Annotated in this window: 11 protein-coding genes; 4 read left to right on the top strand and 7 right to left on the bottom strand. The window is 64.7% G+C overall.

The features are described from left to right. Nucleotides 1-477 (bottom strand): hypothetical protein (locus VMI09_04575; GenBank protein HTQ23947.1); only part of this gene is annotated, 477 nt, incomplete at its 3' end. Between the two features lie 1,572 nt (nucleotides 478-2,049). On the opposite strand from VMI09_04575, the gene VMI09_04570 reads away from it, so the two are divergent. Beyond that, on the top strand, nucleotides 2,050-3,357 hold the full coding sequence (locus VMI09_04570; GenBank protein ID HTQ23946.1) for an MFS transporter: 1,308 nt from the start codon (nucleotides 2,050-2,052) through the stop codon (nucleotides 3,355-3,357). Between the two features lie 76 nt (nucleotides 3,358-3,433). Here the strand turns inward: VMI09_04570 and VMI09_04565 are convergent, their stop codons facing one another. Together VMI09_04565 and VMI09_04560 are read right to left on the bottom strand one after the other, a co-directional pair. Continuing rightward, the gene (locus VMI09_04565) at nucleotides 3,434-4,180 is read right to left on the bottom strand and encodes a CbtA family protein (GenBank protein HTQ23945.1); all 747 of its coding nucleotides are present in this window, start codon (nucleotides 4,178-4,180) and stop codon (nucleotides 3,434-3,436) included. A gap of 14 nt (nucleotides 4,181-4,194) precedes the next feature. Beyond that, nucleotides 4,195-4,413: a CbtB-domain containing protein gene (locus tag VMI09_04560; protein HTQ23944.1), complete on the bottom strand. Its 219-nt coding sequence runs from the start codon at nucleotides 4,411-4,413 to the stop codon at nucleotides 4,195-4,197. A gap of 566 nt (nucleotides 4,414-4,979) precedes the next feature. On the opposite strand from VMI09_04560, the gene VMI09_04555 reads away from it, so the two are divergent. Further along, on the top strand, nucleotides 4,980-5,285 hold the full coding sequence (locus VMI09_04555; GenBank protein HTQ23943.1) for a DUF1488 family protein: 306 nt from the start codon (nucleotides 4,980-4,982) through the stop codon (nucleotides 5,283-5,285). A gap of 6 nt (nucleotides 5,286-5,291) precedes the next feature. Here the strand turns inward: VMI09_04555 and VMI09_04550 are convergent, their stop codons facing one another. After that, nucleotides 5,292-5,684, bottom strand: a complete 393-nt coding sequence (locus tag VMI09_04550; protein HTQ23942.1) for a RidA family protein — start codon at nucleotides 5,682-5,684, stop codon at nucleotides 5,292-5,294. Between the two features lie 87 nt (nucleotides 5,685-5,771). Here VMI09_04550 and VMI09_04545 point away from each other — a divergent pair, with 87 nt between their 5' ends. Beyond that, nucleotides 5,772-7,208 (top strand): amidohydrolase family protein, encoded by a 1,437-nt coding sequence (locus tag VMI09_04545; protein ID HTQ23941.1) that lies wholly within the window; start codon nucleotides 5,772-5,774, stop codon nucleotides 7,206-7,208. A 37-nt stretch (nucleotides 7,209-7,245) separates the two neighbouring features. On the opposite strand, the gene VMI09_04540 is transcribed toward VMI09_04545, so the two are convergent. Continuing rightward, complete coding sequence (locus VMI09_04540; protein HTQ23940.1) at nucleotides 7,246-8,454, bottom strand: DEAD/DEAH box helicase; 1,209 nt, start codon at nucleotides 8,452-8,454, stop codon at nucleotides 7,246-7,248. Between the two features lie 241 nt (nucleotides 8,455-8,695). After that, nucleotides 8,696-8,968, bottom strand: a complete 273-nt coding sequence (gene infA / locus VMI09_04535) for a translation initiation factor IF-1 (protein HTQ23939.1) — start codon at nucleotides 8,966-8,968, stop codon at nucleotides 8,696-8,698. A gap of 130 nt (nucleotides 8,969-9,098) precedes the next feature. Between infA and VMI09_04530 the strand changes: the two genes are divergently transcribed. Further along, a complete protein-coding gene (locus VMI09_04530; GenBank protein ID HTQ23938.1) occupies nucleotides 9,099-9,842 on the top strand; it encodes a DUF1194 domain-containing protein in 744 nt (247 codons plus the stop codon). Here VMI09_04530 and VMI09_04525 read toward each other — a convergent pair. After that, nucleotides 9,843-10,067, bottom strand: a 225-nt coding sequence (locus VMI09_04525) for a DUF2059 domain-containing protein (protein ID HTQ23937.1), incomplete at its 5' end; no start/stop codon positions are given. It abuts the gene before it with no gap.

Here is a 10,067-nt window from a genome sequence, read left to right as displayed (position 1 = left end):
TCGGCGTTTCCGCCGTTCTCGGCGGCTGCCGCTAGGCCGGGCTTTAATCCATCGCGCGACGCGGAGCCTGCGCTCGCCCTTTTGTCGCTGACGAAACCAGGTCCCTTCGTGAACCCATACCTTCGCGTCGTGATGCGTGAGGGATTCCTTTATCCAGGGCCAGTCCTCGCTCGTCCTCAGCGCGCGCTCAATGACGCTCATCAGCCTCGCGATGGCGTAGCGCTTGGCGCGGTCGCCGAAATCAGGTGACCGATAATATTGGGCGCGTATGCCGGCGCATCCGCTGTGAAACACGTCGACCAGCGTGCTCGGTAGTTCAAGCGTGACGACCGCGCGGTGGTAGGTCGGCTCATCGTCCTTTGGCTCACAGCCGCAGGCGGTCACCCGGGCTTCGCGCGCAATAATCGCGACAATCGCCTCGAACGTCGTCGCCGCGAGCAGACGGTCGCGCTGATCGGCGCTCGTGTGCCCGGCCAACCGCCAATCTTGTCTCCGAATACGCACGAAGTTCCCTCTGATCGCACGCACCGGTCAACTCCTTGACAATTCGGGCTTTCTACCACATCTTGTAGGTGGCGGGGACTGATACTCATTCCCTGGAGTCGAATATAAATATTTTCTGTGTTTGCTGTAAGAGTACTCAGGTTCGGGTCGAGCGAATTGGAAACCAATTTCTTGCGCTCTGCGCCGCCTGTACGCTGGGGCTTATGCTTTCGCTAACTGAGGTTCACGAACCACCGAAGTCGGTAACGCCGCAGGTGGTTGTGAGAGTTGCGACGGCGCCGCACACCGCAACATCGTCGGAATCGTATTCGCTGAAGCTCTGGAAGAACTAGCGAGTGGTCGGGCCTAGGCCCAACGGCGGCGGACTCAGCCCGCCTCCGCTTCGGGCGAAGACCTAAGCGCGAGCCACGCTTGCTTTGTGCCCAGAAGGAGCGCCAAGGTATTCAAATAAATTGGAACGGGGGAATGTTATGACCGTTTCCATTAGGGCAGCAAAAAATGTAATGGTGCGCGGCTTTGCGAGTGCCGCAATTGTCGCCGCACTTCTCTCCACACCCGGAACAGCTCCGAGAGCTGGCAACAGCCCGCCGCAAAATGATCTGGGAGGTGGCCGCACCATGCCGGCCAATTGCAAACAAAACCTGGATCGGTGCAGCCAGCAAATCTGGGGGCACGACACATTTGCTCACGAAGGTGATCGGCATAGCGTTGCATTCAATAACGGTGCGGTGTTGACCTGCACCAGCAAAGGCGCCAATAAACCCAGAAACTGCACGCTAGACGAACCCGTCGGCGACCGGGGGAAAAAGACGGACGATTCCCAAACCCGTATATTCGACCAGCAACACGATGTTACCCAGCAGCGTAGTCAAAGCGGAAAAGCTGGGCCACCGGTCCCACCCGAATATACCCGCCCTTGATTTCCCGTTTTAGATCGGGCCTAGCCCCAACGGCGGCGGACTCAGCCCGCCGCCGTCTCAGCCCCGTGCCGCCGATCATCGAAGCAAGCGGCGCCCTCGTCGGTATTCGCCCTGTTGAGTACCAGGCTATCGAGCGCTGGCGGGGTCGAGATCCAGATCCAGATCCAGCAATCGCCTGACCTTTTCCGCGACCCTCAGGCGTAGTGCGCGGTCGTCCCACCAGGCGGCCATCGCGAGATTCGCGCTCCGGATCGTCCCGGTCGTTCGCCTCGCTTGCTCGCGATACCTGTCGGCGGCGGCCTGTGCGTCGCTCGCAACGTCTATCATTCTGCACCTCTATCGCGGCACGGAAGATGAAGGCCCCGCCTGTGGGCAGACAGGCGAGGCCCTCGGAGCAGGGAAGCAATTCCTGTGCTTGAGCCTTTCGGACTCCCAAACGGGGTGTCGAGCCGTTTATACGCGGTTATGGTTAACGAAGGCTTAACGGCACCGTCCCGCCGTGGGTTGACGACCGATGCCCGCGCGACTGCCGCGGCGGCCATGGACCGAAGGTGCAGGGGCGAGGCCGCTGCGCTATGATGCGCGAAAGCCGGAAAATCGGCGCCGCATTCCCGGGGAGGGAACCATGGCCGATGCGCCCGAGCGAACCGCCATCCGCAAGATCTATCTGCGCCTGTTGCCGGTTGCGCTGCTGATCTATTTCCTCTGCTACATCGATCGCATCAACGTCAGCTTTGCTGCCCTGACCATGAACAAGGATCTGGGGCTCGACGCCTCGATCTTCGGCATCGCCGCGGGCGCGTTTTTCTGGGGGTATTGCCTCTTCGAAGTCCCCAGCAACATCGTCCTCGAGAAGGTCGGTGCGCGGCTCTGGCTCGCGCGGATCATGGTGACGTGGGGGCTGCTCTCGGGCGCCACGGCATTCTGTGTCGGGCCGTGGAGCTTCATGATTGTGCGTTTCCTCCTCGGCGTCGCCGAGGCGGGCCTCTATCCCGGCGTGCTCCTCTTCTTCACCTACTGGTTCCCCGACAAGCACCGTGCGCGGATCTTCGCGGGCTTCACGCTGGCGCTGCCGGCGGCGGTGGCGGCGGGGGCGCCGATGTCCACCGGACTCATGGAGCTCGACGGCATCTGGGGTCTTGCGGGTTGGAAGTGGATGTTCCTGGTGGAGTCGGTCCCGACGGTCATCATCGGCTGCCTCCTGCCTTTCATTCTGACGAACCGGCCCTCCGAGGCGCGCTGGCTCAACGCGGAAGAGCGCGATTGGTTGATCCGTACGCTCGATCGCGAGCGGCGCCAGATCGAGGCGCAGCGCAAAGTCGGCCTCCTGGAGTCATTTTGGAACCCGCGCGTGCTCCTGCTCGCGCTCAATTTCTTCGGCATCGTCACTGCAAGCCTCGGCCTGCTGCTCTTCCTGCCGCAGATCGTGAAGCAGATCGGCCTCACGAACATGCAGGTCGGATGGGCTGGGATGGTGCCGTATATCTGCGGCTCCCTGAGTATGCTCGTATGGGGCTGGCTCTCCGACCGCATGGACGAGCGGCGGTGGAACCTCTTCACGGCCTGCGTGGTCGCGGCGGTCGGCCTCATGATCGCGGGCGTCTTCGTCGGGAGCTATTGGTCGCTGGTGGGAATGTCGATTGCGGCCATCGGTCTCTATGGCACCAAGGGACCGTTCTGGGCGATACCCTCGATGTTCCTGACAGGCACCTCGGCGGCAGCGAGTTTCGCATGGATCAATTCGATCGGAAATCTCGGAGGATTCTTCGGCCCGTCGATCGTCGGTTGGGTCAAGACCAACACCGGTAGTTTCTCCGGCGGGCTCTATGCCCTCGCTGCTTTCGCCCTCATGGCGGCGATCGTCGCGGCAGGCTGGCTCCAAATCCCGAAGCCCGCATCGCTCGTTGCTCCGCCCGCCGCTCCGGCGGAATAGCGCCCCGAGGCCGATTGGAAGAAGGCGTAGTCTGGGCCGAGCTCGAGTAGATCGGGCGACGGGCGCCGCGGCGCCGCTAGGCGCGGCGCGTCGTCAGACTTCGCTCCGTGAGCGCGCCGAAGACCAGACCCATCGTTGTCCAGAGGATGACCTGCATCCCAAGCGACGCGACCCGGAACCGCCAGAGCACGACCGCGGGAAAGTGCTCGGGAACTTCGTTGACGGTCGGCAGGAGGAACTGCGCGACAACGACGATCGCCACGAACGCGGCGCCGGCGACGATCACGGCGTTCCACAGGCCGGCCCTGTCGACGAGCCTCCGCCCGAACGCGACGGCCACGGTGACGCCGATCAGGGAGATCAACATCATCGCGAAGTAAAGCGCGGTGCGATGTCCGATCGTGTCGGGCTCGCCCACTGCAGGAGGATTCGGCGGATAGGTGAGCGCCGGCACCAGCACCAGCGCAATGAACCCCAAGCTCGCCAGCAACGCCGAAACGCCGCGGGGCGCGAGATGGCCGAGGCGGCCGTAAGCGTAGGCGAATGACAGGGCAAAAAGCCCGCCCAATGCTGCGCCGTAAACCACGACGCCCGTGAAGAGCCCAATGGTGCTCTGAACCTCGCGGCTCACCAGCTCCATCTCGGGCTCCATGCCCATGGAATGATGCGTTTGGTCCTGGTGCGTTTGGTCCTGGTGCGTTTGGTCCTCGAAGGCGATGGCGCTGTCGATCGACGGCTCTCCAAACACCTCGCCGAAACCGAAGGCAAGCAGCCCTGCGAGCACGCCCACGAGCATGCCCCGGATCAAGAGCGTCCTCACCATGGTTGGGGCGCTCCTCAGTGGCAGGGGAAGCCTAGCAGGTGCCGTCCATCGTGCACGAACTCATGCACGTACATGCCCGGAAAGATCGATGTCGCACCCTCTTCGACGCCGACGAAATAAACCGCCAGCATCAGGAACAATGCGAAGATCAGCCAAGGCGCCAGCTCGCGTACCGGGATCGGTGCCGGAACTGGAACAGGTGGGGCAACTTGCGTGAGAGCGATGTCAGTCATGATCAGACCTCCTGGGATGACGCGTCCCACTTCGAGCGACTCATTCGGCGAGGCAAGGTCTGGCTTTCGAGTTGCGCAACGAAGATGCGGAACCCAACACAGTGGCGCGACCGCGCCGGAATTGCACCGGCTTCCTAACTCGCGAACGGCACTGACGCTAAAGGGCGAGGTCGTTCAATGTCAAGGTCGACCGCGGGGAAACGCGCGCCGCCGGAATTTGGCGACGAAATCATGGCGCCGAATGTTCCGCGGGGATCGCGGATAGCGGCGTGGAGATCCCGCTCGCTGCCTGAGTTGCCGCCGTTCCGAGTCCCCGGCGGGCGCGCCAAATACGCTCTTCAAACTCCGGCCGTCATAACCAGAGGGCGAGGCCGGCGAGGCGCATTCCCCGATCCTAAAGAATACAGTGTCGCCTTAATAAGAGGGGCTTTGGGTCGCTCTGCGGCCGAGTCCTGCAAACTTCTGCGGGAAAATCCGACTGCGGAACGCCTCTCGGGAGCACACCGGTATGGACACTGCGGATGTCATCGGTAAGATTTTGCGCGTTTAGGTAGTGGGGGAAGAAGTTGGGTAATTGGGAGAACACGCCCAGCGGCGCGCGCATCGATCGGAGCGCGGACCCACTCTCGCGGACCGTGCAGTTCGTTCTGCGCGACGGTGATGCCGAGATTCGCTGTTGCATCACCTTCGACGCGCTGCAGCGGCTTGCGCGCGTCGGAGGCCAGGCGGCGGAGATCGCGGAGCAACTCTTCGACCGGCACCGCCGCGACATCGAGCTCATGGCGCTAACGCGCTATGCAGCAGGAGACTTCGCGGGAGGTGTGGTGCGGATCGATGTGAACGACCTGCGGCTTCCCGCGAACGAGCCCTGATCTCCGCTACTTCCTCGCCACGAGGTCGATCTCCACGAGCGCATCGCGCGCGAGCGCTGTAACGCCGATGCAAGTGCGTGCGGGAAGCCTGCCCTCCGCGAAATAGCCGCGATAGACCGCGTTCATCCGCTCGTAGTCGCGCTTGAACTCCGCAAGGTAGACGCGGGCTGAAACGACCTGCGCCAGCGAATAGCCGGCGCCGGCGAGCACGATCGCGAGATTGTCGAGGACGCGCCGCGTCTGCGCCTCGATTCCCTCCGGGAGAGCGCGCGCGTCGTCGCCCGGCCAGGTCGGCATCTGTCCCGTCACGAAAAGCCAGCCGTCGATCTCGACGGCGTGGCTGAACGGCGCGACCGGGGTCGGCGCGCCGGGGATCATCAGGTGGTTCTGTCGCGTCACGGGCTTCCTCTGCTCTGGGGGCTGGCGGGCGTCGCCGATTGATGCAACATAGCGCGCCAAAGGCAACGGGAGCGCATGCGAGGCACCATGACCGTCACCCTCGTTCGGAACGCCGATTGGGTCGTCGCCTGGAACGAGGCGGCGAGCCGGCACGACTATCTCACGAACGCCGATCTCGCCTTCGAAGGAGACCGCATCGTCTTCGTGGGGCGGGGCTACCGCGGTCCAGCCGAACGCGAGATCGACGGGCGCGGGCGTATGGCGCTGCCGGGCTTCGTCAACATCCACTCGCACCCGGCCTCCGAGCCCTTCAATAAAGGCCTCATGGAAGAGCGCGGCTCGCTGCGGCTCGGCATGAGCTCGCTCTACGAGTTCATGCTGCTGGTGCGGCCGGACGACGAGGCGAAGCGTGCGGCGATGCTCTTTGCAGTGGGCGAGCTCCTGAAAAGCGGTGTCACGACCTTCACGGATTATTCGATGGCGCGAGCAGGCTGGCTGGAGGACCTCGCGGGGACGGGCATCCGCGCCTGCGTCGCGCCTTCCTACCGCTCCGCACGCTGGTTCACGCCCAACGGACATCGCGTGGAGTACGAGTGGAACGAGGCTGCCGGCCGCGAGGCGATGGCAGCGGCGCTCGAGGTCGTAGACGCGGCGAAGCGCCACAACAGCGGCCGGCTCTTCGGCATGCTCGCCCCCGCGCAGGTCGACACCTGCACGGAGGAGCTGCTCCTCGCGAGCGTCGAAGCCGCGAAGGCGCGTAACGTCCCCGTGCAAATCCACGCCTCGCAGAGTGTGGTCGAGTTCCGGGAGATGGTGGCGCGCCACGGCAAGACGCCGATCCAGTGGCTCCACGACATCGGGTTCCTCTATGAGGGTGCGATCGTCGCGCACTGCATCTTCGTCGACGAGCACAGCTGGATCCGCTGGCCTATGCGGGGCGATCTCGAGCGCATGGCGAGCTCCAAGGCGTCGGTCGCGCATTGCCCGAACGTGTTCGTCCGGCGCGGCATCCTCCTCGAGAATTTCGGGAAGTACCGAAAGCTCGGCATCAACATCGGGCTCGGCACCGACACTTTCCCGCACAATTTCGTCGAGGAGATGCGCTGGGCGACGGCGCTCTGCAAGGTCGCGGCGACCAACGTCGAAGCGACGGACCTGGCGGAGGTCTTCCACGCCGCGACGGTCGGCGGGGCAAAGGCGTTGCTCCGCGACGACATCGGCCGCCTTGCGCCCGGCTGCAAGGCCGATCTGTCGCTGGTCGATCTCCGGCACCCGAGCCTGCAGCCGCTCTACGATCCCCTGAAGAGCCTCATCTTCAGCGGGCTCGAGCGCGCGATCACGGATGTCTTCGTGGACGGCCGTCAGGTGGTCCGCGACGGCGAGGTGACGACGATCGACATGCAGGCCGCCGCCGAGGCGATGAACCGCGGGCAGCGCGACGCGCTCGCGCGCGCGCCCGCGGGCGACCACGCGCATCGTCCGACAGAGCGGATTTTTCCGCCGACTTTGCCGATACGGAGCTGAGATTAGCCCCTCCCCCTCGAGGAGGGAGGGCGCGAGATTACCGTCGCCGGCGGTGGTGACGATTGCGGGCGGGCGCGGCAGCCTGCGGCCGCGGGTTCGCCACGGGTACGGCACGGAAGCCGTGGTCGTTCACCACCGCGATGCGACGGCCGATCAGACGCTCAATGTCGACGAGATAAGACCGCTCATCGTGTGCGCAGAAGGAGAGGGCGATTCCGCTCGCGCCCGCGCGCGCGGTTCGGCCGATCCGATGCACGTAGCTCTCGGGAACGTTCGGGAGCTCGAAGTTGACGACATGGGTGATGCCGTCGATGTCGATGCCGCGCGCGGCGATGTCGGTTGCGACCAGCACCCGCGCGCGTCCGCGGCGGAAGTTCTCGAGCGCGCGCTGCCGCGCGGTCTGCGACTTGTTGCCGTGGATCGCCTCGGCAGCCACGCCGCTTCGGCTCAGATGCTCGCTCACGCGATTGGCGCCGTGCTTAGTGCGGGTGAAGACGATGACGCGGGAGAGTGTCGGATCGCGCAGGACTTCCGCGAGGAGCGCGCGCTTATTGCCGGCATCGACGTGATAGACGCGCTGGTCGATGAGTTCCACCGTTGTTGCCTGCGGCGTCACCTCGACGCGCAGCGGATCCGTCAGGATCTCCGCGGCGAGGCGCGCGATGTCCGCGGGCATGGTCGCGGAGAAGAGCAGGGTCTGACGTCGCTTCGGCAGCGCCGCTACGATCCGGCGGACGTCGCGAACGAAGCCCATATCCAGCATGCGGTCGGCCTCGTCGAGGACGAAGATCGAGACGCCGTCGAGTTTCGCATGGCCTTGCTGCATCAGGTCGAGGAGACGGCCGGGCGTTGCGACGAGGATGTCGGGGCCGCGGGCGAGCGCATCGACCTGGGGCTGCTGGCCGACGCCGCCGAAGATCACGGCATGGCGCAGGCCGAGGTAACGCCCGTAGCCGCGGAAACTCTCGCCGATCTGAGCCGCGAGCTCGCGGGTCGGCGTGAGGATGAGAGAGCGACAGCTCCGAGGCGCCGCGCGCTCGCGGCGGGCCGCGAGCTGCTGCAACATCGGAAGCGCGAAGGCCGCAGTCTTGCCGGTGCCCGTCTGGGCGATGCCAAGGAGGTCGCGTCCCTGCAGTAGATGCGGGATCGCGCTTCCTTGGATCGGTGTCGGCTCGGCATAGCCCTCGGCGGCGAGCGCACGCAGGAGCGGCTCGGCGATGCCGAGATCGGTGAAGGATGTAGTCACGGTGAGATGAGTCTTTCTAAGCCGCTCGAGCCGGCATCTCCTTGGATGCGTATGGGCTGCGGCGTTATGGTCCGTCTCTCGCGCGCGGCCGAGACGGTTGGTTGCTGGCGATGGTCTCGGGAATGCCGCGCCTCTCTGCCTATGGGCCAGGGCGCATCGCGCGATCGCGAGAAATCGTTCTCAGCCCGTAGATGGGCCCTCGCGACGCTTAAGTCAAGCGCAATCGCTAGTTACCAAATTCTTAACGGCCGCGGTGACGTGGGCGCGGGGAGTTGGGCGCGGACGAAGAGCGCTCGTCCTTGTGTCGGAAGCTCAAACGGCCGCGCGTGAGGTCGTAGGGCGTCATTTCCACGGTGACGCGGTCGCCCGCGAGAACGCGAATGCGATTCTTCCGCATCTTGCCGGAGGTGTAGGCGAGCGTCTCGTGGCCGTTGTCGAGGCGTACGCGGAACCGAGCGTCCGGGAGAAGCTCCAGCACGGTGCCTTCGAACTCGATCAAGTCTTCCTTTACCAACCCCGTCTCCTTGCGGTCCGTTCGCCGCGGCTAAGATGGAGCGCCGCCCCGTTCAATGCAAGCGAGTTGCCATTTTCCCCGTGAACCCCGCTACCATGGGCTTTGCGCTGCTACGGGGAGGGCCGCTGGCGTGCAGCATCGTCGTCGAATTCTGGGGCTCGGCTGCCTCGCGGCTCTGGGCGCGTTGGGAAGATCGCTCGCGCTCGCCGCCGAGCCGATTCTGGTCGACGTCGAGCTGGTCCTGGCGGTTGACACCTCCGGCAGCGTCAGCAGCGACCGGTTCGAGCTGCAAAAAGAGGGCTACGCCGAGGCCTTTGCCAACGCCAACGTGCTGGATGCGATCCGCTCAGGGATGCGTCGCGCGATCGCCGTGACAATGACACAATGGACGGGCCCCGCAATGCAGACGCAGGTCGTGGATTGGGCCCGCATCGACGATGCGGCCTCGGCGGCACGCTTCTCGGCTGCGATCGCTGCAGCGCCGCGGGCACTCTTCAGCGGCGGGACTTCCATCAGCGGTGCCATCGACCGGGCCGTCGATCTCTTCGCGTTGAGCGGCTTTCGCGGCGAGCGCCGCGTGATCGACGTCTCCGGCGACGGCTCCAACAATCGCGGCCGACCCGCGGAGAACGCGCGGGACGACGCGCTGCGCGCGGGGATCGCGATCAACGGCCTCCCGATCCTTACCTTGGAGCCGGAACTCGACGAGTATTATCGCACCAATGTCATCGGCGGGCCCGGCGCCTTCGTCATCGCGATCGACCGTTACGAGGATTTCGCGGATGCAATCCTCCGGAAGCTCATCCAGGAGATTGCGGGCGAGCAGCGAGAGCCCCGCCATCGCATGGCGCGCCTGGCATCGCCGAGACCGTAATTACTGACCCAGCACGCGCTGCGCTTCCGCCTGAATGCCGGCCGTGAGAGTTCTGTCGAAATCCGGCGATTTCTTGAGGACCGCCTTGCCGACGGGCGAATTGTAGAACTTCGCCATGCCCGAGAGTTCGTCCGCCGTGTAGATCTTGATGCAGGTGTCGACCATGATCGCGCGGATACGGCTCGGATCCACATTGCGCAACTTGTCGAGCGCGGCCTGCTGCTG

It is taken from the genome of Candidatus Binataceae bacterium (genome assembly GCA_035500095.1).
GTDB lineage: Bacteria > Desulfobacterota > Binatia > Binatales > Binataceae > JAKAVN01.
Note: the sequence above shows the minus strand (reverse complement) of the source record. Positions and strands in the feature narration are given on the sequence as shown.

Coding starts and splice junctions, on each gene's coding strand:
- VMI09_04570 (HTQ23946.1), top strand. CDS start 2,050: ATGGCCGATGCGCCCGAGCGAACCGCCATCCGCAAGATCTATCTGCGC.
- VMI09_04565 (HTQ23945.1), bottom strand. CDS start 4,180: ATGGTGAGGACGCTCTTGATCCGGGGCATGCTCGTGGGCGTGCTCGCA.
- VMI09_04560 (HTQ23944.1), bottom strand. CDS start 4,413: ATGACTGACATCGCTCTCACGCAAGTTGCCCCACCTGTTCCAGTTCCG.
- VMI09_04545 (HTQ23941.1), top strand. CDS start 5,772: ATGACCGTCACCCTCGTTCGGAACGCCGATTGGGTCGTCGCCTGGAAC.